The sequence below is a fragment of the Synergistaceae bacterium genome (assembly GCA_012521675.1).
GTDB lineage: Bacteria > Synergistota > Synergistia > Synergistales > Aminobacteriaceae > JAAYLU01.
Genome location: JAAYLU010000095.1, coordinates 1 through 21,724 on the forward strand (window position 1 = coordinate 1; position 21,724 = coordinate 21,724).

The following is a 21,724-nucleotide window of genomic DNA, read 5'->3' on the forward strand; positions in this document are numbered from 1 at the left end:
CGGCCTTCCGAGCGACACTCCGTCGGCCCTGCCCTCGATGATCGCCCTCTCCGCCACGGCCGGGTCGCCCAGCTTTCCGGCGGATATAACCGGGACCTTGACCACTTCCTTGAGCTTCTCCGTCAGGTGCAGGTAGCACCCCTCGTGCATGTACATGGGCGGATGGGCCCAGTACCAGGAGTCGTAAACTCCGCCGTCGGCGTTGAATGCGTCGTATCCGGCATCCTCCAGCACCCGCGCGATCTCAATCCCCTCGGGGACGTCCCTGCCGATGTCGACGGCCTCTTCGCCCGGAAGGATCCCCTGGTGAAAGGCCTTCATGTAGCTCTTCAGACCGAACCGCACCATGACTGGAAAGTCCGCCCCGGCCACCTCCTTGGTGCGTTTGAGGAGGTCGACCGGCGCCCTCATGCGATTCTCGAAGCTGCCGCCGTACTTGTCCGTCCTCTGGTTGAACAGCTCCATAGTGAACTGGTCCAGCAGGTAGCCCTCGTGCACAGCGTGGACCTCGATCCCGTCGAAGCCGCTCTCCCGCGCCACCAGCGCGGCCTTGGCGAACTGCTCGATCAAGTAGTCCACCTCTTCCGTGGCCAGCTCCCTGCATGTGATCGAATCGTCCCAGAAATTCCCGATCCGCGACGGAGAGACCGGCTGGCGCGTCGCTGTGCCTGGATGCACCACTCGCCCGAAGCCGAAGGTCATCTGCAGGAAGATCTTGCTCCCGTACGCATGTATCCGCTCGTTCATCTCGATCGCCGTCTGGATGAAGTGAGCGGGGTTGTACATCGGGTCTGGCTGGGACGGCATCACGAACGGCTCCACGAGCTGCTCAACCTTCGCACACCCGGTTATCAGCAGCCCGACGTCGTTCCTCGCCCTCTCTACGAAGTATTCCACTCCGCGAGGGGTGAACCCACCCTCGGAGGTTACCAGCCCGCTGAGGCCCATAGGCGCCATCGATATCCTGTTCTTGAGCTCGACAGTGCCGATGCGCATGGGACGGAACAGCGCCTCGTACTTCATCGCGCACCCTCCTCGGCCTTGGCCATGAAGGTTTTGACCGTCTCTCTCATCAGCGCGTCGTCGGCCATCCAGGGCAGGGTGATGCAGTCCGTCGTGGACAGATTGTGCTCCGCCGCCACTTTCATCGCGTTCTCGTTGCGCGCCCACGAGCGCCTGGCCACCCCTCCCATGACGTCCCAGGAGATTCCGTTACGGATGATCTCGTCGACCCGCTCGCTACCGTCCAGTACCAAGGCGAAGCCGCAGTGGATGCTCCTTCCTATGCCCACCCCTCCGCCGTTTTGAAGAGAAACGAACGTCATGCCGCGGGCTGCGTCCCCTGCGAAGCAGTGGGCCGACATATCCGCAGTCACGTTGCTGCCGTCGCGCACGTTCGATGTCTCGCGAGTGGGGCAGTCCGCCCCTCCCGTGTCGTGGTGGTCGCGTCCTATCATGATCGGGCCTGTCTCTCCCTCGCGGACAAGTTTGTTGAACCTCAGGGAGATCGCCGTCCTGCCCAGGGCGTCCTGGTAGAGCATCCTAGCCCTGGTCCCTATGACCAGGTTGTTCTCCCCCGCGTGGCGTATCCAGTTGTAGTTGTCGCGGTCCTGCGGTGAGCGTTCCGGGTCGATGCACTCGAGCGCTGCCTCGTCGGTCCTGGCCAGGTCCTCGTCCCTGCCGCTGAGGCAGACCCACCTGAAGGGCCCGTACCCCCTGTCGAACAGCTCGGGGCCCGTGATGGCCTCGATGAAGTCGGGGAAGATGAAGCCGTCCTTCTTGTCCCTTCCGTTGCGCGACAGCTCCTTCACGCCTGCGTCGAACATCGCCTCCATGATGGAGTTGCCGTACTCCAGGAACCAGGCGCCCCTGCCGGTGAGGGTTTTCAAGCACTCCCAGTGCCGCCCGAGGCTCTCGTCGACAAGTGCCTTGAAGCCGGCTCGGTCCTCGGAGAGCAGACGTCTGCCTTCGTCGTAGGATAGCCCCTGCGGGGTGTAGCCCCCGCTGTAGGGGATGTGGCAGGAGGTCTGGTCCGAGATGATCTGAGGCGTTATGTCGTGTCTCACCAAATGTTCAAGCAGGTCGACCGTGTTGCCCCTGTAGGCGATAACCAGCCCCTCTTTCTTCTGCAGGGCTGCCATGGCCTTCTCGGTCACGAGGTCCAGGTCGTCCGAGGCGAAGTCGAGCCAGCCGCGCTCCAGCCTCGGGTCTATCATCGCGTCGTTGACCTCGGCGATGATCGCGACGCACTTGGCTATCTGAGCGGCCTTCCCCTGGGCGCTGCTGATGCTGCCTATGCCGGCCGTGACGTAGAGCACGCCTCTCAGGTCGTCCCCGGTGCCGACGCCGGCCTTCCGGGCGGCGTTAAGCAGCATGTTGAAGCAGCCGTGAATGATCCCCTGCGGGCCTATGAAGAACCAACCGCCGGCGGTCATCTGCCCGTAGTTGGAGACTCCCATCGCCGCGGCCGTCTCCCAGTCGCGGTAGTTGTCGTAAGCTCCTACCATAAGCCCGTTCGTGGTTATCACCCTCGGCGAACGAGGGAAGGATTTGAATATGCCGAGCGGATGCCCGGAGTGGATTACCAGTGTCTGGTCCGGCTCCAGAGCCTGCAGGTACTTCATGACCAGCCTGTACTGGAGCCAGTTTTGGAAGACCTGCCCGGACTCTCCGTAGGTGACCAGTTCATAGGGATAGAGGGCGACATCGAAGTCCAGGTTGTTGTCTATCATCACTTGAAGCGCCCTCGCCTCAAGGCACTTCCCCTTGTACTCCTCCACGCTCCTGCCCCAAATGCGCCCCTCCGGCCTGTAGCGGTAGGCGTAGATCCTGCCGTACGTGATCAGCTCCTCCATGAACTCCGGCGCGAGCTGCTCGTGCAGATGAGCGGGCACATAGCGCAGCGCGTTTTTAAGCGCCGTCTCCGACTGGTCCGGTGTGAGGTTATAGCCTCTGCCCGGCGCGCGGCGCACTCCCTCGACGAATGAGGGATAAGGGGGAAGCTCGTCATCAAGTCGTATCTTCATGGCCCCCCGCAGGTCCATGGAATCAACAGCGTTCATCTTCTCGACCTCCCGTGCGTTCAATCTTCGCCCATAGAATGTATGCCAAAGAGCTCGAATTGAACATCCTCATTAACCACGATAGGCACGGTGCACCGAGTAGTATGAAAGGACTATTGCATGCGGACGCGGGCCTCTACAGGCCGATGTACCCCTTGCGAATTGCGTACTTGGTCAGCTCGACCGTGTTCTTCAGCCCGAGCTTTTTCATTATGTTCTGCCTGTGCGACGCGACCGTGTTGACGCTCAGGTGCAGCCTGTCGGCGGTCTCCCTGTTGGTCAGCCCTTCCGCCAGCAGGCTGAGCACCTCGATCTCCCTGGAGGAGAGCTCCTCCTCCAGCAGCTTCTGCCTGCTCCCGGACAGAGAGATCAGGAACATGTCGGACAGTATTTTCTTCAGACAGTCTCCGATGTACTTCCCCCCGGAGCTGACCATGCGCACCGCGTCCTCGAGCTCCTCGAATGCACAGTCCTTCACCAGGAAGGCGGAGGCCCCGGCGCGGAACATCTCGTAGACGAAGCCGGCGTTCGCGTACATGGAGAGGGCGACGACATTGATCGAGCTGTCGAAGGCCTTTATCGCGACAGTGGCCTCGAAGCCGTTCATCACGGGCATCATGACATCCATGACAACGATGTCGGGACGAAGCTCCCGGGCCATCCGCACCGCCTCCTCTCCGTCAGCGGCCTCCCCCACGACTTTCATGTCCGGCTGCCTCGACAGAAGCGCCTTGAGCCCGTCGCGCAGTATCTGGTGATCGTCGGCAATAAGTATGTCCATTAGACCACCTCCACGGGGAAGGAGAGGCCGATCCAGGTGCCGTCGTTCGGCTTGGATCGAATCTCCATCACCCCTCCCATGAGGGAGACCATCGTCCTGAGGCTGAACAGTCCGTATGAGTTCGCCGACAGGCAGGCCCGGTCCAGAAGGTCCGGGTCGAACCCCCTGCCGTTGTCCGACACGTCGAGCAGCACCCGGCCCTTCTTCTCGGACAGGCAGACGCTAGCCTCGTCAGTCCCCGCGTGCTTGACCACGTTCATCAGCAACTCCTGGGCGGAGCGGAAAATGAAGGCTTTCAGGTTGTCGTCCAGCTCCTTCGGAAGCGGGTCGCTTGTGAAAGATATCTTAAGCCCGTGCTTCTTGAAGAATTCCTCTTTGAGGCAGAGGATGGCCTGCTCGAGCCCGAACTCGTACAGCACGGGGAGCCCCAGGTTGAACAGCTGCGACCGTATTCGGTTCAACGTCTCGTCCAACGTGTTCACGACCCTGTCTATCCCCTCCTTCACCTCCGCGCCCTCCACCGAGTCTCCGAGCATGCGCAGTTTCAGCTTGGACAGGGCCAGGTTTTGTCCTATCGAGTCGTGGATCTCCAAGGCGATGAGCCTTCTCTCCCTCTCCTGGGTGACGGACAGGGCGTAGGTCAGCTTGCGCAGGCGCTCCAAATACTCCCTCTCTCTCTCCTCCGCTCTCTTCCTGTCCGTGATGTCGAAGAAGGCGCCGATCAGCCCCGTCACCTCCCCGTCCTCGTGTATCAGAGCCTTGTAGAAGGCCGTGTCGTGGAAGGTGCCGTCGCTGTGAAGCATCTGCCTCTCCTCCATCAGGCTGTTCTTTCCCTCCGCCATCATCTTCCTGTCCCTCTCGAAGTGCTGCTCCGCCCTGTCCTTGTCCACGATGTCGAAGATGGTCCTTCCCAGTATCTCCTCCTCGTCCTTGCCCATGAACTCGGCGAAGGCCCTGCTGCAACCGAGGTAGCGCCCGTTCACGTCCTCGTAGAAGACCGGAACCGGCAGCATCTCCAGCAACCTCTCGGTGAACCTGACCTTGCGTTCGAGCTGCTCTCGCCCGCTTCCAGCGTGTTCTCCCGTCTTCATGGATATAATCACCCCACCTCTGTGTTAGTATCATTATACTATCGGCGGGAAGCCGCGTTCGTATCAAAAAAGGATGGAGCCCCCAAGTGAAAGGTGATAACCTAGTGGCGTACGAGGAAGCCCCGCTCAGTATGCCGGTGCTTCCTCATCACGAGATAACGAGGAGGAGAAAAGATGAAAAAGTCGGTTTTCACAGCGATTGTCGTCTGCGTCTGCGTTCTGTTCGCGGCCGGGGCAGCGTTCGCCGCGGAGTTCACCATGAAGGTGGGGCACGTGGTCCCGGAGAGCTACCCTCACCACATTGCCGCGGTCGAGTACCTGAAGCCCTACATCGAAGAGCAATCCGACGGCAGGATCGAGGTGGAGCTGTACCCGAACAGCCAGCTCGGAGGCGACCGCCAGCTCTGCGAGGCCGTTCAGATCGGCTCGCTGGAGATGGCCTTCCCGTCGACCACGATACTCGCGGGGTTCATTCCGGAGCTGGGACTCCTCGACCTCCCCTTCCTGTTCTCCACCCGCGACGATGTCTACAAGGTCGTGGACATCGACGGCCCGGTGGGTTCCGTGTTGGCCGCCAAGGCCAGGGAGCAGGGGATTCACCTGCTCGGCTACGCGGACCTCGGGTTCATGAACCTGTCGAACAGCGCAAGGCCGATCACGACGCCCGAGGACGCAAAAGGCATTAAGATCCGCGTCATGGAGAACCCGGTCTACATCGACACTGCGATGGCGCTCGGGTGCAGCCCGATAACGATGGCTTTCGGCGAGGTCTACACGGCCCTTCAGCAGAAGGTCATCGACGGCCAGGAACACAGTGTCAACGTGGTCAAGAACATGAAGTTCGAGGAGGTTCAGGACTACCTCAGCCTCACAAGGGAGGCCTACTCGACCATCTCGATCATAGCAAGCGAGGCTTTCATGGACTCCCTCCCCGACGACCTTCAGGACGTGGTCAGAAAGGGAGTCGAGCTCTTCTGCAAGGAGCAGGGTCGGATAAACTCCGAGCAGGAGGCAACGAACCTGGCCTACCTCAAGGAGAAGGGCATGAAGATCAACGAACTCACACCGGAGCAGAGAGAGCTTTTCGTCGAGGCGACCGAGGAGGTCAGGAAGAAGCACGCGCAGCGAGAGGGAAGGCAGGAGCTCTACGAGCAGATCCTGACCCTTTTGAAGTAGCGAGAGTTGGGCGGAGAGCGCGATGAAGTCATTTTTGGACAGGCTGGAGGAACACATACTTGTCGCGGGGCTGGCGGTGCTGGTCTTCATCGTCTGCCTGCAGGTGACCATGAGATACTTCTTTCACACAGGGCTCACCTGGAGCGAGGAGGTCGCGCGCTTCCTCTTTCTGTGGTTGGTATGGCTGGGCGCGGCCTACGCGGCCAAGAAGCGCGCTCATCTGAGGATCGAGGCCTTCACTCAGAAGCTCTCCCCCGCCGTCCGAAGGAAAGCAGACTTCATCGCGCTGATCATCTGGATCGCCTTCAGCGCGTTTCTCACCTGGAAAGGGACGGAGTTGACCATGATCCTGATCAAGAGAAGGCAGATCTCGCCCATCCTCGAGATAAGGATGGCTTGGGCGTATGCAGCTGTGCCGGTGGGCGCGGGGCTTATGTTCATCAGGCTCCTCGCCCATCTTAAGGCCGAGTTGACAGGCACGACGGAGGTACCGAGATGACCGGGACAGGCGTCATAATACTGATAATATTGGCCCTGATCGCCTTAACAATGACGATCGGCGTGCCGATCGGCATCTCGGTGGGCTTTTCCACCGCCGTGACGATGTACTTCATGAGCAACACCCCTTTGATATTCATAAGCCAAAACGCCTTCACAGCGCTCGACTCCTTCCCCCTGCTGGCCCTGCCGCTCTTCATCCTCTCGGGTAACCTGATGAGCTACGGAGGCATCTCCAAGAGACTCGTAAGGCTGGCTGACAGCATCGTCGGCGCAGCCACCGGAGGGCTCGCGATGGTGACTGTGATGGCCTGCATGTTCTTCAGCGCGATTTCCGGATCGTCGGTGGCCACTGTCTCCGCCATCGGCAGCTTCATGATCCCGGAGATGAAAGAAAAGAAGTACGACGAGGGATTCGCCGCCGCTCTCACGGCGTCGGCCGGTTCCCTGGGCGTCATCATCCCGCCCAGCATCTCCTTCGTGGTGTACGGCGTCATGACGGGCGTTTCCATAGGGGAGATGTTCATAGCGGGGATAGTCCCCGGGCTGCTGCTTGGCTTCGCTCTCATGGCGGTCGCCTACGCGATATCCAGGAAAAAGGGATACGCAAGCGCGGAGTCGGACCTGGCGAGGAAGAGCTTCCTGGCCTCGTTAAAAGACTCGTTCTGGGCGATCATGGTGCCGGTGATAATACTGGGAGGCATCTACGGAGGGGTCTTCACCCCGACCGAGGCCGCCGGGGTGGCGGTCGCCTACTCTCTCTTCGTCGGACTGTTCGTCTACAGGGAGCTAACGGCGCAGAAGCTGTACTCCGCCTTTCTGGAGACTATGCTTGTGAACGGGGCGGTCACGTTCATGATCGGGCTTTCGATGGCGTTCGCGCGCTTCTTGACCATCGCCGGGGTACCGAAGTACATGACCACCACGATACTTGGCTTCTCGCAGAGCGGGGCCGTCACGCTGCTGCTGATAAACGTGATCTTCCTGGTCGTGGGCTGTTTCATCGACAACCTGTCCGCCGCCATAATACTGGTCCCGATACTGCTTCCTATAGTGACCAGCTTCGGGGTCGACCCGCTGCACTTCGGGATAATCTCGACCGTGGCCCTAGCGATAGGATTTGTCACACCCCCTTACGGGCCGAACCTCTTCGTCGCTTCGGCCATCTCCGGCGTCTCCATCGAAAGGATAACCAGGCATATCTGGTCGTTCTGTGCGGCACTGGTGATAGTCCTTATGCTTCTCACCTACATACCCGCGCTCAGCACGGGGCTGGTGCAACTGGTGTACAACTGACGAACCCCGTGAGCAGGGCTTTTGCAGGGAACGCCGGTCGCTCGTACCGGCGTTCCCTGTGTTGCACGGCCACGTCTGTGTTAAAATCTTACCGTCTATCTTGAGTGTCAATCATTTTCAGAAGGTCGGTGAACTGTCATGAAGAAGTTTTTTGCGGTCTGTATTTGCGTGGCGGCTGCCGTGCTGCTTATCAGCCCGGCCGCTGTCGCGGAGGAGCGCTCCTTGGCGGACGTGCTGGTCTACGCGATAGAGGACGCCGCGGAGCTGGATCTGAGCAGAGACAACATGGAGGTCGAGAGCTACAATGTCGACATCTCGACCAAGGACGAAAAGTTCATGGGGCTGCTTCGGGCCAAGCTGCGCCTGGCACGCATATTCAACGAGCTCTCCTACCAGGAGGAGGGTTTCTCCTTCAGGAAGGGCTACGAGCTCGTGCGACTGCTGATGGAGGCGGCGGAGAGCGGGTCGCACGACATAGCCGGGTCCCCCTTCAACCTGGGCGACTATATCGTCTTCCAGATAATCCTCCCGCTGGAGTTGGAGCCTCTGATCAGGGAGCTGCCCGTCTATTACGACGCAGTGATGTCGGTGGATGACTGGGAGGAGAAGTTCGAGTTGATCCTTGACACGGACGACGGGTGGGGCCCGCAGCTCAGCCGCGGAAAGACCTTCCACTTGGCCGGCTTCCCAAAGGTGAACAAGAAGAAGGAGTATCACGCGGCGGTACACGTCGAGACCGACGACATCTACTACTCCGAGGGGGACTCGTCGATCGAGGCATGGCTCTACTCCTTCTGGATGAGACGCTACGATGAAGGATCGATACACATTGTAAAGACCGTCCTTGACTGGCTCAACGACCGACTCGACGAGCTCGAGGACGCGGTCGGCTAGACGGTCGAAGCATGATACTGATGAATTCCGCCCTTCCGCGAGGGAGGCTTTTCATCCTGGTGCTCGCGGCGGCCTTTTTCCTATCCCCGGCAGTCTGCCGCGGACAGACCGGCCGGGAGTTCAGGGGGACAATCGACCCGACGGACAACGGTGCGAAGCTCTTGGCCATGGTCGTCTCCCTGACAGACCCGGAGTACGCGGAGGTCAGGATGGACGAGCTGCCCAACGCCACGGGAGCGGTGCGCGACCTCTCGATCCTCGTGCAGGGAGCGAACGTGGGAGGCTTCAGGGTGGAGAAGTTCGCGGTGGAGTCGTCGTTCCTCGAGATGAACCCGCCGTCGGAGTGGGTCGTAGGGGATCCGGACTCGCTGACGGTGCGAAGCGCGCTCCGCACCAACATGGAACTCCTTGCCCTCGAGAGGGACATAAACGAGACCTTGGTCAACTACGCCGGCGGTGACTGGCGCCGCATCACCGTGGACCTCAAGCCCGGAAGGGTGGAGGCCAAGGGGCACTACAGCTCCGGGGGGCTCGGCATCTTCGCCGAGGTGACCACGAAGCTGGAGATAAGGCAGGGCAAGCAGATATGGCTCAAGGACACGTCCATAAAGATAAACCACGATGACCAGACGGACGTTATCAGGAAGGAGCTCGCGAAGATCCAGCCCGTGGTTGACATTGGGCAGCTTCCCTTTCCAGTCGTGCTCGCGGTGCTGGACATCGACGAGGATAAGGTCCTGTTCTCCACCCGCACCCCCCCGAAGCAGACCGAAGGCTTGGTCTACCGCTACACAAGGGGCTCCTGAAGAAGAAGCCCGCAAGAGAAGACGGGCGGGGCCGGTCGATCATGACCCGCCCCGCCTTTGTTTTTACCGCTCCATCGCGCCTCGGGCGGCCACCACCCCGCTCGCGGCCGCCTGTATTATCCCCCTGCTGACCCCCGCGCCGTCCCCCGCCATGAAGAGCCTGCGGACCACGGGGACCTCCAGGTTCTTTCCGAGCTCCAGCCTTAGCGAGTAGAGCTTGATCTCCACCCCGTACAGCAGGGTATCGTTCTGGTTGACGCCGGGCATTATCACGTTCAGAGCGTCCAGGAACTCCACCACGTCGGTAAGGTACCTGTGCGGCAGCACCAGGCTCAGGTCACCTGGCTGGGCGGTAGCGGTAGGCGTGATCATCCCGCGGTCGATCCGCGACTGGGTGGAGCGTCTGCCGTCCTTCAGGTCCCCCAGCCTCTGGACCAGTATGCTCCCTCCGGCCAGCATATTGGCCAGCTTGGCCACGTGTGTGGCGTAGCCGATGGGATCGTTGAAGGGCTGGGTGAAGTTCTTCGTCACCAGTATGGCGAAGTTCGTGTTCCTTGACTTCACGTTCTTAAGGCTGTGCCCGTTGACTGTGACCAAGTCGTGCCCCTTGTTGTACTCGTACACCACGAAGCCGGACGGGTTCATGCAGAAGGTCCTGCACCGGTCGTCGAATGTCGGGGTGTTGTACAGGCACTTGATCTCGTAGAAATGCCGAGTTATGTCCTCGCAGACGCTGTCGGGGACTTCAACCCGGACACCGATGTCCACCGGCATTGATGCTATGGGAATGTTCAGCTTGGCCACCACGCCCGCGAGCCAGGAGGAGCCCTCCCTTCCAGGCGAGACGATGACGGCCCCGCCCCTCAGGACGGTCCCGTCGGCCAGCACGACTCCGCGCGCGATCCCGTCCTCGATCAGCAGGTCTTCGACCTCCGTGCCCATCATTATGTCGCACTTGTCCTTGAGGGCCTCGTACATATTGCCGAGTACCACCCGCGACGCGTCCGTCCCTATGTGGCGGATCCGCGCGGGCAGAATCTTTATTCCCACGGTCGAGGCCTTCCTGATCGTATCTCGGATCACCTCGCCGGAGGGCTCGTAGACGTTATTGTCCGCGCCGTAGTCGACGAAGACCCTGTCCACGTGGTTTATCATCTCAACGAGGGCCTCCTCGCCTATGCTGTCCTCCAGGTTGCCGCCGAACCCGGTGGTCAGAGTCAGCTTCCCGTCCGAGGCGGACCCGGCGCCCCCCCATCCCGATACTATGCTGCAGGAGGGACAGTTCAGGCAGCTCTTGCTTGCTCCCTCGACTATCGGGCACTTCCTGTCGCGTATCAGCTTCCCCTTGTCGATTATCAGCACCTTTTTCCCGCGCTGAACGCACTCCATGGCCGCAAAGATACCCGCAGGCCCTGCGCCCACTATGATTATGTCGTGCATGGATTATGCCCGCTCCTTCCCCGGCACGGCCTCGCACGCCTCTCCGCGAGGCCGCGTACTCACCTATCTCTGTCTTTTATCGCCGTCTCCGGCCCCGCCCTTGAGCCCCATCCTGACCTTCGAGAGGACATCCAGGTACTTCTTCCTCTCTTCATCGCTCTTATCGTCGATCGAGGTATCGGTCTGAATTCTTCCCATCTTCACGAGAAGCTCTATGGCCCTGATGTCTATGCCAATCTCCTCGGACAAAGCCTGGGCGGAGACCTTCCTGCTCCTGCCGGACTCGGAGGCGGCATCCCTCAGGTAGCTCCATATCAGTTTGTATATGCCGTTAAGCTCCTCCTCGCACGGTGGACAGATCGGTATATCCTGCTCCTCTTCCCCACTGATCCACGCCTTGCCGCAATACTCGCACACTCTAAGCGCCATGAGCATCACTCCCTTGCGGTCCGTTCTACGGCATCTGTCCTTTCAACGCGTTTCTGACATCCTCGACGAATCTGTCCACTCTATCGGGGGTGTGAATGAACGCCGGGTCGCCCAGATCAAACGTCATGCAGGCCGAGGACGAAAGGTCGATCTCCGAACGGACGAAGTCAAGAAAAGAGGAGTATGCGTCGTACAGGGAGCGCCAGTACTCCTCCCCCGCATCGATCTCGTCCTGTCTCCCTCTCTCGTGTATGCGGCGCAGTATCTCCTTGAAGGGACAGGAGAGCACAACTATCAACCTTGGCATCGTCAGGTGTTTCAACAGGGAGTCGTACAGCATCAGATAGGTCCCGAACTGGCTGTCTCGGAAGTACCCGAGCTTGTAGTACAGGGTCGCGTATATCTTGTCCCCGAAGACACTGCGGTCGAGTATGTACTCATCCGATTCGGACGCGCAGAGATACTGTGCGAACCTGTTCACCAGGAAGTTCAACTGCATCGGAAACGCCCACCGTCTCTCGGAGTGAAAGCGGCGCAACAGGTCGTACTGATCGCGAAAGTCCTCGGGCATTACGCGAAGGCCGAGCCTCTTGGATAGAAGGTTTACCACGGTCGACTTGCCGCTGGCGGTCATACCCTCGACGATAATCTGCACTCTCCCCATAATCTTCCTCCTATGCCGGCGTCATGGGACGAACGGCGCCAGGATCGTCCTGTCGCCCCCGGCTTTTTTTGCATCCTCCAGAGCTTTCTCGGCCCGTCCAGTGAACTCCTCCACCTTCATGGTCCTGCGGAACTCGGCCACGCCGATGCTGGCGGTCATCCTTCCGTCCTTGAGGAGTCTCATGCCTGCCACAAGCTCGCGGATGCCCTCCGCCTCCTGGAATGCCAGGGGGCCGCTCATCTGAGTCAACACGGCAAGCGAATCGGCCCTCCACCGGCCCAGGTAGTCGGTGATCCTTATCCTGCCCTTGACCGAGGCGGCGAATTCGTTCAGCAGAGCCTCCTTCGCCTCCGTTCCAAGATCGGCCGTAACTCCTTCAATGCCGTCGAGATAGATCAGGATCAGCGACATATTTCTTTTATAACGCCTTGTGAGGTCGATCTCCGCGTTCAGCAACCGCTCGAAACCGAGCCTTTCCGGCACGCCGGTCTCCTGTTCGGGTTCAGCGCCGATCGCGGGTTCCCTGAGGCCCTCCACGTCCGGAGGCGCGTGGAGCTCGGGCGGTATCTCCCTGCTCATCGTGCTGAAGATGTATAGAAGGCAGGGGCGTCCCTCGGAGACTATCCTATCGACCGAGAACGAGACAGGAATCGACTCGCCTTTGGAGGAGCGGAGAAGAATCCTCCCGTCGCGAATCGCACCCTCCTCATCCAGTCGGCGCAGAAGGGAGCGTTTTGATTCCGCGTCCATGACCAACCCCAGGTCCTCCGGGGCTCTTCCCGCAACCATGGAGTCGGCGCGGCCGAGCTTCTTGAGGAAGGCCTTATTGCACTGAAGCACCCTTCCGTCCTCAAGCGAGATCATCATCATCTCCGACGACGACATGAACAGCCGGCGAAACTTTTCCTCCTCCGCGCGGCGCTCCCTCTCCAGTTCCCGATGGGAGGTCCTGTCGGCCGCCACGATAGTAAAGCCGGACACTCTTCCATCGTCACCGTGAAGGGGGGCTACCGAGAAAAACAGGTAGAGTTCGCCGGACTCCTGCCCCACCCGAGTCGCTTCGCCCCTTCCAGCCCTGTCAAGGGCGGTGCGGAAGAGCTCCCCCTGGACATCGTCCGGCAACATATCGACAAAGGACTCCCCCGGGCCGGGATGCCCGCCCCACAGGGCTGTGGAGGCGAACTCAAAGCCCTTGGTCATGAAGACAACGGCACCGTCCGCATCCAGGGCACATAGAAGAGCGTCCTCGCTCTCCGAGAAAAGAGACCCGAAAAAGCCGGCGTCGGATGGATCCGATGTCGCAACCGCCGCCCTCTCCTCGGGCACCTCCGGGATCTCAAACCTCTCCGCGTCCTCCTCGGCTTCCGGCGTCTCCGGCTCCTCTGGTATCTCGTGCAGGACGTACAGCAGACTCTCGGCCCCTCCGGTAGTGATGGTGGATACGAGCACGCTCGCCCGTGCTACGTCTCCCGAAGCCATCCTTATTTCCGCCTCGAAGGTATCCATGCGGTTGCCGCCTCGAATCGCCTCGACGAGATCGTCCCTGTGCCCCTGGTCAGCGAAGATGCCCAAATCCATGTCAGTAAGCGCCGGTAACTCGTCCTCCGGGAAGCCAGTCCAGGAGAGTAGAGAGGATGAACATCGCAACGCCCGTCCATCCACTATCTTCGTCACGAGCATCATGTCCGAGGAGGACGAGAAGAGACGATCAAAACTCCGCGCCTCGTTATATAGCTCTCTCTCAAGGCGGCACTGCTCTCCCGTGTCCGAGAGGAGCAGGGAGACCCCTTTGAACTCGCCGTTCCTAGTGTAGACCGGCGTGAAAGCACAACGGTAAAGAGCTTCCCCCGCCTCGATGCTGGTGGTGGCGGGTTCGCCTGCGCAAGCCCTGTCGAACGCAAGGCGAAACGGGTCGGAGGGGCTCATGGACTGCCGCAGCCCGGGCAGCCTTTCGCCCTCGGACGCGGCGACTCCCCATATGGTCGAGGACTCTTTTCTAAACCCCTCCGTCATCAGGACGACTGCTCCCTCCCCGTCCATCCCGCATAACAGCAGGTCCTCCCTCTCGCGGAGAAGAAGGTCGGCGAAGCTATCCTCCGTCGCCTCCTTCCGAGGCGGAACGAGCTCGTGTCCCGTGGTGAAGTGCACGGCCATCCCCTGGTAGAAGCCGGGGACGAAAGCGCACTCGATCAAACGCTCCCGGCCATCCTCCGAGTGGATCGGAAAGGCCAGGCGTCTTGTCGACGGGGCCTCTCCCTCGTCGGGGGAGAATACCTCGTCCACAGAGGTGACGAACCCCGGGGCGACGTAGTCGGTAAGCTTGAACCGGGGACGCTCTCGGAGGGAGAAACCGAAGAACTCCTCCCCCCTTCTGTTCATGAAGAGGACCCTGCCCTTGAATAGAACCATAAATATCAGAAGGGGGCTGTCCAGAATAGCCAAGTATCGCCTCTCCAGATCGCGGAGAGCCGACTCCTCGCGCTTCCAGCGCGTCAGCTCCTTCTCGAGGCGGAGCGTCCTGTCGCAGTAGCCCTCGGAACAAGAACCGCCCATGGTGGTCCCGCTCTCCGCCCGGCCAGTCTCGGCAACGCCTTGAGAACCGTCCAGCATACCTTCCATCCCTTCCCTTCCTCGTTCAAGGGGAGAACCACACGCCTACTTCTTCATCATGCGAAACTGGCCGCCCGAGCAGCCCTTCACGTCCGTGATGCAGATGAATCCCTTGTTCTTCGTATGAGCGACGATCACAGGAATATCCTTCCTGCGGCAGATCACCTTCACTATCGTCCTGACTCCGTCGCGTCCCCTGCCGTACAGGACCGTTGCGCCGAAGCCGTCGGCGCGTATGGCGTCTATCATCCTGTTGGTCTCCTCGTTCCTCTCCATTATCAGTTCGAGGAAAGAGTACGCGTTCATCAGCTTCTCCTCTAACAGGGAGCCTACGTAGTTCCCCGTGGAGAAGCCCGCGCAGTAGACCAGCATCTGAATTAACGTAAGCTCCCGCCCTCCGCCGATGATTCGCCCCAAGGCCGTGAGGTATATCATCACCTCGAAAAACCCGATCAAGGCGGCCAGCGCCCTCCTGCCCCGGACCAGGAAGAGAATTCTCACCGTTCCGCAGCTCACGTCCACAATGCGCGCGCAAAAGAGCAAAAACAGTCCCAACAAATCCATTATTCAGCTTCTCCTCGGAAGAATCCCGACACAGAAGATCCCCCCCTATTATGTCGCGTTATGGACATGCCACTATAATAAACGAAGAGAGAGCAAAACCGCAATCTACGGGATGGCGGTAACTGTCGTCGGGATGATGGCTCTCTGGCAACAGTCAATGGCGCGAGCGTCGGGAACCGCAATATGCGATTCCTTGGCTCGCGCCCATGCTGCTATGATTGCTTATCCGAGGCTTTAGTTCTTTTCCTCTTCCCCGGATTCATCTTCCTTCTTTTCGTCCTCGATCACGACTACCTCGTACTTCTCGCGGAGTCGCTTAAGCTCGCCCTGATATGCCTCGGACTGCTTATCGTTCAGCATGGAGTCGGCCAGCTGAGCCTTGACCTCGTCGAAAGGACGGATCGACTCCTCTTTTCTCTCCACGAGCTTGATCAGGTGAAGGCCGAACTGGGTCTTGACTGGCTCTTTCGTGACCTCGCCCACTTTCATGGCGAAGGCGGCGTCGGAGAACTCCTTCACCATCTGACCCTCGACGAAGAAGCCGAGGTCTCCCCCCTGCTCCTTCGAAGGGCAGGTCGAATGCTTCCTGGCTGCCTCGTCGAACGACATCCCCCCGTCGAGGTCCTTCAGGACTTTCTCCATCGCCTCCTCGTCCTCCACAAGGATGTGGCTGGCGCGGACCGACACCGGAATCTTGAAATTGTCCTTCTTCTCTTCGTACTCCGCCGCAACCTCCTCGTCGGACACGGAGACGTCCTTGATTATGGCGTCCACGGCGAACTGGCGGACTATGTCCTTGCGGATCCTGCTCATCATGTCGATGAACTCCGGGTCCTTCTCCACCTCAAGCTCATCGCCCAGAAGGGCGAAAAGCTCGACGTTGACAAGCTCCTCGAGGATCGCCCGCCTGCCCATCTCGTTGTCGTACATGGCCGCCCTCTGAGGATCCAGCCTGGAGATGACGCCATTTACATCCTTCAGCCTTATCTCGCTGCCCTCCACGGTAGCAAGCACCGCATCCGGGTCAGGCAGAGAGTCCTCGGCGGGACTCTTGTCCGACTCCGAAGCAAAAGCGACGGACGCGACCAGGAGCATCAGACAGAGCGACGCGCACACCAAACAAAAGCGTTTCATCAAACTACCTCCCTATGGAATATACCGCACTAAGTCGGGACAAAACGTGGAGATTCTACCACAAATATGCCTGTGACCGCCACGGCATCTTAAGGACATGCGGCATATTCGCAACTGCTACGGGTTTCCCATCCCCCAGGCGATCACCGCTATCACACCCGCCCCGAGAAGGTCGCACAGGCCCTTGAACGGGCTGCCCGAACGAAAGCGATTGATCCCGAGCGGAACCAGGATCAGCGAACACCCGTACAAAATATACGGTGCCATCGACTGAAAAGAGCTCATGATCAACACCCCCTTGCGCCACGGCCGCAAAATCCCGACGAACCGAGCCGGAGGCGACCCTCTTCCGGCGCGGCATTCACTGCCCGCTCCTTCAGCGAAGGCGCAGCAGGGTGAACTCATCCTCGGAGAGATCCATCCACAATAGCCTGTCGTTGAGCGTCTTTCCTCGACCGGCAAGCAGCTTAACGGCCTGCGCGCACTCAAGCGCTGCGACAGCCGCGGCCGTGAACGGCGGATTCCCCGTCTCCTCTTCGATCCCCCTGTCGGACTCGCCCGACAGGTACTCCCCAAGGTTCCGCTCTCCGGGCATGACGACGCCGACCTGCCCCCAGAAGCCCCCTATCGCACCCGAGACCACCGGTATATTCCTGATCCCGCATTCGGAGAAGAGGAGGCGTCTTGCCCCCAAACTGTCCAGACAGTCCATGACAAGATCGCACCTCTCGAGGATGCTGTCCGCTGTGAACTCGTCGAACATGCACTGACGTCCCTCGGCCTCTATGGCGCCGTTCACCTCGACCGCATGCTGGGCAGCCGTCCTGGACTTCGAGGCCCCGAGGTTGGACTCGGTCGCCAGCAGCTGGCGATTGAGGTTGGTCTCCTCGAACACGTCCCCGTCGACGAACACCAGCCTCCCGACGCCCGCTCGCGCCAGCAGATCCGCAACCAGGCCCCCAAGCCCGCCGCAACCGATAACGGCCACGGCCGATGAGAGCAGGATTATCTGCCCGTCGATGCCGATCGTCCCCATGTTCCTCACGTACCTGGAGGGGACGTAACCGTTCTGAAGGCAGCGGATCTCGGCTTGAAGGGGCGTCAGCCCCTCTCTTTCAGCGGCCTCGCGAACCTCAAGCGCGGACACGACCAACCACGCCCCCTGTCGATCAGCCTTCAGAGGAAGAGAATCAAACCAGCTCAAAACGCACACCTCCCGCACCTTCGAATTCAGCTGTGCAACAGGCCGTCACTTCACTTCAGCACCATCTTCTTCTCCCCGGCCTGGTAGACGGCCGACAGATCCGCGTAGGTATTCTTTATCCGCTCGATCCTGCTCCTCGCCGCCTCCCGATCCTCGAGACCCTCGGCCAGCTCCAGCAGGGACCTGCTCTTGAAGTAGATATTGTCCCTCGACGGGGTCGCGCATCCGAAGACCTCGCGAAGCATCCTCAGGTCGTGCGGTATGTTGAAGTCGTCCTGTGTCTGCTCGTAGCCGAAGAAATAGTAGATCTCCCCGAAGCCGGCCCAGGCCAGAGCCGAAATGCACATGGAGCACGGCTCGTGGGTCGACAGGAAGAGACACTCCGACGGGTCGGGATGCCCCTGTAGCTCGTAGAAGAGTTTGATAGTATAGATCTCTCCGTGCCAGAGCGGGGAGAAGGCCTCGTGGTTCGTACCCGCGACCACCAGCGAGAGGTCGTCCTTCCTGAGAACCGCGGCCCCGAAGACCTTGCACCCTATGCTCACTCCCCTGGCTGTCAGGGGGACTATGTCCTCCTCGATCACGTCCAGCATTCGATTGAACAGTACCGCGCCTTCCTTTTCCACGAGACCATCTCCCTTCGATCCTCTGCTTATTCATATTGTAGCAGCAAACAGGGGCGAATTCGCCCCGCAGCTTTCCGTTTGCGCCGCGCACGGTTTTGTGATAAATATACATATATTTAACATTCCGGTCCATTGACGCCGGGCACCGAAGGGCCCGGAAAAACTATTTTGCCCCGAAGCACTGGGCTTCAGACGAAAAGGAGGCTGTTGCATCTTGAGGAACTGGAGAATAGGAGCGAAACTTACAGCGGCATTTGCAGTGCTTTTGCTGCTGTTTGCGGGCGCGGGCGCGTTCAGCTGGACAAACATGAGGAGCGTGCGAACGGAGGCTCTTGGATTGGCGGACAAGCACGTCCCGGAGCTCATCGTCGCGGGGGATATCCAGAACACCGTGCAGAGTATGATGTACGAGATCCGGGGATACAACTTCACCTACGACAGGTCGTACCTTGAATCGGGCAGGGAGGAGGCCGAGGCGGTGAGCGAGGCCGTGGGCAAAGCGGTCTCCCTTGCCGAGGCCTTCCCCGAGCTGGAGTCCCTGAAGGAGAACACCGACAGGATGCAGGAGCTGGCGAATATTTACTCCAACCTGATCGACCTCACCGAGCGGGCGGTCAACACGATCGAAACTGCGAGGACAGGCGCCGACGAGAGCGCGAGGATGTTTGCGGCGAACGCCGACGCCTATATGCAGTCGCAGCAGAGCGCTATGAAAGATCAGATAATAATGGACCTTGACAGCTTTAGGCTTGCCGACCGCTTCGACAAGGTAGAACTTGTCGGCAGAATCATCACTATCATAAACGAAGTCGGGATAGCCAATCACTCGGGACAGGCAAAGCGCGACATATCAAGCATCGAGAAGGCAGTGCTTCAGTTGAACGACGTCAGCCAGCTGATTTCGATGCTCAGGAACACTTCCGTAAGGAAGGAAAACCTCGATCAGATAGACGAGATAGAGACATCGGTGGCCAACTACAGGATGGACATGATGAAGACCATCTCCAGCTGGAAGGAGCTCGACTCCATCAACGAGAGAAGGGTGGAGGTGGGCAACGAGATACTCGAACTGTCGAAGCAGGTGGTCCAAGCCGCCGAGAACGCCGCATCGGACATCACCGGCCGGACTGTATCGAGCCTCGACGCGACGATAGTGATGATGGTAGCAGCGACCGTAGCAGCGATAATCCTGGGTTCGTTGATCTCATTCGTCATGACAAGGAGCCTTACCAGACCCATAAGAAGGGTCACGGAGCTAGCCGCAGTAGCCCGCGACGGCGACTTCACCTTCGACCGCAAGGATTTCGATATCAAGAACAGGGACGAGCTGGGGCTGATGGCGGACGCTCTCGCGGACATGGTCGCCTCGCAGAGGGAGGTCATCAGGAGCGTCATGCAGAAATCCGTCCAACTGGCGGCCCTGTCGGAGGAGACGGCGGCGTCGACCGAGGAGGTCACCACGACGACGAGCGAGGTTGCCGAGAGCAACGCACGCCTCGCAGAGCATACCCGGAAGGGGCGTGAGAACGCGCTGGAGGCCTCGAAGGTCATGCTGGAGATGAGCAGCCTGATACAGATAGCCCAGACACTTGCCAGGGACGCGGATAAAAACTCGAAGGACATGGGGGAGGCGGCCTCCGAGGGCGGCGAGACCGTGGCGAAGACGATAGAACACATTGAGAGCATCAAGGACTCCGTCATGGAGACCGGCGATTTGCTGCAGCAGCTAGACGCCTACTCTCAGCGCATAGGAGTGGTCGGCGACACGATAACCGGACTGGCGGACCAGACCAACCTTCTGGCCCTGAACGCGGCGATAGAGGCGGCACGAGCGGGCGAGGCGGGACGTGGCTTCGCGGTTGTCGCCGAGGAGGTTCGCAAGCTGGCCGAACAGTCCCAGCAGGGCGCCCGCGAGGTCGCCGACCTAGTAGCGAAGATACTGGAGGGGACCCGCTCGGCCGTGGCCTCCATGGAAAAGAGCCGAGAGGGAGTCGAGGAGGGAGTCACCATCGCGCACGTTGCGGGGACGGCCCTCGGACGTATTGAGAAGGCCATCGAGAGCTCCATGGCCGATCTGCAAAAGATCATCACCACGACCGACGAGGAGGTCGCCAAGTCGGAGCTGATAATCTCGCTGGTGGACTCGACTTCGAGCGTAATGGAGCTCACGGACGAGCACGTGCAGAGCCTCGCCGCGTCCATGGAGGAGACAGCCGCCGCGATGGAGAACGTCGCCACCAGCTCCCAGGAGGTCAGCGAGACATCCGAGGAGCTGCGGAGTATGACCGATCGCTTCAAGGTGGACATGGACGAGGAGCAAGAGAGCTCCATCGTCCCGGCAGGATAATAAGCGAAGCCTGTTGTGACATCCCGGACGCAGCCGCTTATGTCATCCCGAACGCAGTGAGGGATCTCGTATTTGCTACTTTGATACAGCTAGATCCCTCCGGCGCTTCGCGCCGTTCGGGATGACACCTCGAATATCATCCCGAACGAAACGGCGCCACCCTGTCGTCCCGACTGTAGGAACCCCTCCCCTCGGCCTTAAGGCCTCGGGATAGCGAACGACAGTGCGAAGCCTCCGGCACGCAACTACCGGAAGGCTTGCTTCGCTTCGCCTGTCGCCTGCTTACGTCGCTGACGCTCCTCGGGATAAGCGATCGACACTAACGGAAAAAGCGCCCGTTCGGTCGCCTGCTTCGCGGCCAGAAGCATGCCGCATAAGCGATCGACACTAACGGAAAAAGCGCCCGTTCGGTCGCCTGCTTATGTCATCCCGAGCGGAGCGAGGGATCTCGCCCTTCTCCAGCTACGCGTCCACCTCCGCCTCTGCTGCGTGGGCTATTATAAAGTCCCTCCTGGGCCCGACTGAATCGCCCATCAGTATGTCCAGCATCTCGCCCGACTCGGCCGCGCAGTCAGCTATGGTTATCCTGCGCATGGTCCTCTTCTCCGGGTTCATCGTGGTCTCCCATAGCTGCTCGGGGGACATTTCGCCGAGTCCCTTGTATCGCTGTATGGAGTACTTGCCGCCTTTTCCAGGCAGCTCGGCAAGCTCGGATTCGCTGTAGAGCCATTTTACCGTCTTGCCCCTGGCGGCGCGATAAAGTGGTGGCTGGGCGGCGTAGACCCGCCCCTCGACCACCAGCTCCGGCAGCAGGCGGTAGAAGAGGGTCAGCAGCAGGGTCCTTATGTGGGCGCCGTCGACGTCGGCGTCGGTCATTATTATTATCTTTCCGTAGCGAAGCCGAGACACGTCGAACTCCGGCCCCACTCCGCACCCGAGGGCCTTGACTATGCTGCCCACCTCCGCGTTGGCCAGTACCCTGTCCAGCCTCGCCTTCTCGACGTTTAGAATCTTGCCGCGCAGGGGTAGTATCGCTTGGAATTTCCTGTCGCGTCCCTGTTTCGCGCTGCCGCCCGCGCTGTCGCCCTCCACTATGAACAGC

The 21,724-nt window shown here is 60.1% G+C and carries 20 protein-coding genes; 6 read left to right on the plus strand and 14 right to left on the minus strand.

Annotated features, from left to right (window positions below):
* The 4 genes from GX181_08970 to GX181_08985 form a co-directional block, all read right to left on the minus strand.
* Window positions 1–1,023: 2-enoate reductase (locus tag GX181_08970; protein ID NLM72071.1), on the minus strand; the 1,023-nt coding region annotated here is incomplete at its 3' end.
* Window positions 1,020–3,062, minus strand: a complete 2,043-nt coding sequence (locus tag GX181_08975; GenBank protein NLM72072.1) for a urocanate hydratase — start codon at window positions 3,060–3,062, stop codon at window positions 1,020–1,022. The genes GX181_08970 and GX181_08975, both read right to left, overlap by 4 nt.
* Window positions 3,063–3,198: 136 nt before the next feature.
* Entirely contained in the window at window positions 3,199–3,843 is a 645-nt protein-coding gene (locus GX181_08980; protein NLM72073.1) for a response regulator transcription factor, read from the minus strand.
* The gene (locus GX181_08985) at window positions 3,843–4,934 is read right to left on the minus strand and encodes a PAS domain S-box protein (GenBank protein NLM72074.1); all 1,092 of its coding nucleotides are present in this window, start codon (window positions 4,932–4,934) and stop codon (window positions 3,843–3,845) included. Before GX181_08985 ends, GX181_08980 begins: the two co-directional genes overlap by 1 nt.
* Window positions 4,935–5,108: 174 nt before the next feature.
* Here GX181_08985 and GX181_08990 point away from each other — a divergent pair, with 174 nt between their 5' ends.
* From GX181_08990 to GX181_09010, 5 genes are all read left to right on the plus strand, one after another.
* Window positions 5,109–6,110 (plus strand): TRAP transporter substrate-binding protein, encoded by a 1,002-nt coding sequence (locus GX181_08990; GenBank protein NLM72075.1) that lies wholly within the window; start codon window positions 5,109–5,111, stop codon window positions 6,108–6,110.
* A gap of 22 nt (window positions 6,111–6,132) precedes the next feature.
* Entirely contained in the window at window positions 6,133–6,609 is a 477-nt protein-coding gene (locus tag GX181_08995; protein NLM72076.1) for a TRAP transporter small permease, read from the plus strand.
* Window positions 6,606–7,904 carry a TRAP transporter large permease gene (locus GX181_09000; GenBank protein ID NLM72077.1) on the plus strand — a complete coding sequence of 433 codons (1,299 nt, stop codon included), beginning with the start codon at window positions 6,606–6,608 and terminating at the stop codon, window positions 7,902–7,904. The genes GX181_08995 and GX181_09000 overlap by 4 nt, the downstream gene beginning before the upstream one ends.
* Window positions 7,905–8,042: 138 nt before the next feature.
* On the plus strand, window positions 8,043–8,798 hold the full coding sequence (locus GX181_09005) for a hypothetical protein (GenBank protein NLM72078.1): 756 nt from the start codon (window positions 8,043–8,045) through the stop codon (window positions 8,796–8,798).
* A gap of 11 nt (window positions 8,799–8,809) precedes the next feature.
* Window positions 8,810–9,604 (plus strand): hypothetical protein, encoded by a 795-nt coding sequence (locus tag GX181_09010; protein ID NLM72079.1) that lies wholly within the window; start codon window positions 8,810–8,812, stop codon window positions 9,602–9,604.
* Between the two features lie 63 nt (window positions 9,605–9,667).
* Here GX181_09010 and GX181_09015 read toward each other — a convergent pair whose 3' ends face one another.
* The 9 genes from GX181_09015 to GX181_09055 all read right to left on the minus strand — a co-directional run bounded on the left by GX181_09015 (window position 9,668) and on the right by GX181_09055 (window position 18,242).
* Complete coding sequence (locus GX181_09015; GenBank protein ID NLM72080.1) at window positions 9,668–11,044, minus strand: FAD-binding protein; 1,377 nt, start codon at window positions 11,042–11,044, stop codon at window positions 9,668–9,670.
* Between the two features lie 63 nt (window positions 11,045–11,107).
* Window positions 11,108–11,473, minus strand: coding sequence for a hypothetical protein (locus GX181_09020; GenBank protein ID NLM72081.1), 366 nt, complete (start codon window positions 11,471–11,473; stop codon window positions 11,108–11,110).
* 25 nt (window positions 11,474–11,498) lie between these two features.
* Window positions 11,499–12,137: a deoxynucleoside kinase gene (locus tag GX181_09025; GenBank protein NLM72082.1), complete on the minus strand. Its 639-nt coding sequence runs from the start codon at window positions 12,135–12,137 to the stop codon at window positions 11,499–11,501.
* Between the two features lie 21 nt (window positions 12,138–12,158).
* Window positions 12,159–14,756 (minus strand): PAS domain S-box protein, encoded by a 2,598-nt coding sequence (locus GX181_09030; protein NLM72083.1) that lies wholly within the window; start codon window positions 14,754–14,756, stop codon window positions 12,159–12,161.
* A gap of 36 nt (window positions 14,757–14,792) precedes the next feature.
* A complete protein-coding gene (locus tag GX181_09035) occupies window positions 14,793–15,311 on the minus strand; it encodes a hypothetical protein (GenBank protein ID NLM72084.1) in 519 nt (172 codons plus the stop codon).
* Window positions 15,312–15,545: 234 nt separating this feature from the next.
* Window positions 15,546–16,445 (minus strand): peptidylprolyl isomerase, encoded by a 900-nt coding sequence (locus GX181_09040; GenBank protein NLM72085.1) that lies wholly within the window; start codon window positions 16,443–16,445, stop codon window positions 15,546–15,548.
* A gap of 117 nt (window positions 16,446–16,562) precedes the next feature.
* Window positions 16,563–16,730: a hypothetical protein gene (locus GX181_09045; protein NLM72086.1), complete on the minus strand. Its 168-nt coding sequence runs from the start codon at window positions 16,728–16,730 to the stop codon at window positions 16,563–16,565.
* 91 nt (window positions 16,731–16,821) lie between these two features.
* A complete protein-coding gene (locus GX181_09050) occupies window positions 16,822–17,649 on the minus strand; it encodes a HesA/MoeB/ThiF family protein (protein ID NLM72087.1) in 828 nt (275 codons plus the stop codon).
* Between the two features lie 50 nt (window positions 17,650–17,699).
* Window positions 17,700–18,242 carry a nucleoside deaminase gene (locus GX181_09055; protein NLM72088.1) on the minus strand — a complete coding sequence of 181 codons (543 nt, stop codon included), beginning with the start codon at window positions 18,240–18,242 and terminating at the stop codon, window positions 17,700–17,702.
* A 247-nt stretch (window positions 18,243–18,489) separates the two neighbouring features.
* Between GX181_09055 and GX181_09060 the strand changes: the two genes are divergently transcribed.
* Entirely contained in the window at window positions 18,490–20,622 is a 2,133-nt protein-coding gene (locus GX181_09060; protein ID NLM72089.1) for a HAMP domain-containing protein, read from the plus strand.
* A gap of 462 nt (window positions 20,623–21,084) precedes the next feature.
* Here the strand turns inward: GX181_09060 and GX181_09065 are convergent.
* A partial coding sequence (locus tag GX181_09065) for a DNA topoisomerase IV subunit B (protein NLM72090.1) occupies window positions 21,085–21,724 on the minus strand: 640 nt, incomplete at its 5' end.

What these genes read in the sequence shown, in the direction of transcription:
- GX181_09010 (NLM72079.1), top strand. Translation starts at nt 8,810, where the DNA reads ATGATACTGATGAATTCCGCCCTTCCGCGAGGGAGGCTTTTCATCCTG.
- GX181_09055 (NLM72088.1), bottom strand. Translation starts at nt 18,242, where the DNA reads ATGCTGGACGTGATCGAGGAGGACATAGTCCCCCTGACAGCCAGGGGA.
- GX181_08990 (NLM72075.1), top strand. Translation starts at nt 5,109, where the DNA reads ATGAAAAAGTCGGTTTTCACAGCGATTGTCGTCTGCGTCTGCGTTCTG.
- GX181_09035 (NLM72084.1), bottom strand. Translation starts at nt 15,311, where the DNA reads ATGGATTTGTTGGGACTGTTTTTGCTCTTTTGCGCGCGCATTGTGGAC.
- GX181_08995 (NLM72076.1), top strand. Translation starts at nt 6,133, where the DNA reads ATGAAGTCATTTTTGGACAGGCTGGAGGAACACATACTTGTCGCGGGG.
- GX181_09015 (NLM72080.1), bottom strand. Translation starts at nt 11,044, where the DNA reads ATGCACGACATAATCATAGTGGGCGCAGGGCCTGCGGGTATCTTTGCG.
- GX181_09025 (NLM72082.1), bottom strand. Translation starts at nt 12,137, where the DNA reads ATGGGGAGAGTGCAGATTATCGTCGAGGGTATGACCGCCAGCGGCAAG.
- GX181_09030 (NLM72083.1), bottom strand. Translation starts at nt 14,756, where the DNA reads ATGGAAGGTATGCTGGACGGTTCTCAAGGCGTTGCCGAGACTGGCCGG.
- GX181_08985 (NLM72074.1), bottom strand. Translation starts at nt 4,934, where the DNA reads ATGAAGACGGGAGAACACGCTGGAAGCGGGCGAGAGCAGCTCGAACGC.
- GX181_08975 (NLM72072.1), bottom strand. Translation starts at nt 3,062, where the DNA reads ATGAACGCTGTTGATTCCATGGACCTGCGGGGGGCCATGAAGATACGA.
- GX181_09045 (NLM72086.1), bottom strand. Translation starts at nt 16,730, where the DNA reads ATGAGCTCTTTTCAGTCGATGGCACCGTATATTTTGTACGGGTGTTCG.
- GX181_09005 (NLM72078.1), top strand. Translation starts at nt 8,043, where the DNA reads ATGAAGAAGTTTTTTGCGGTCTGTATTTGCGTGGCGGCTGCCGTGCTG.
- GX181_08980 (NLM72073.1), bottom strand. Translation starts at nt 3,843, where the DNA reads ATGGACATACTTATTGCCGACGATCACCAGATACTGCGCGACGGGCTC.
- GX181_09020 (NLM72081.1), bottom strand. Translation starts at nt 11,473, where the DNA reads ATGGCGCTTAGAGTGTGCGAGTATTGCGGCAAGGCGTGGATCAGTGGG.
- GX181_09000 (NLM72077.1), top strand. Translation starts at nt 6,606, where the DNA reads ATGACCGGGACAGGCGTCATAATACTGATAATATTGGCCCTGATCGCC.
- GX181_09040 (NLM72085.1), bottom strand. Translation starts at nt 16,445, where the DNA reads ATGAAACGCTTTTGTTTGGTGTGCGCGTCGCTCTGTCTGATGCTCCTG.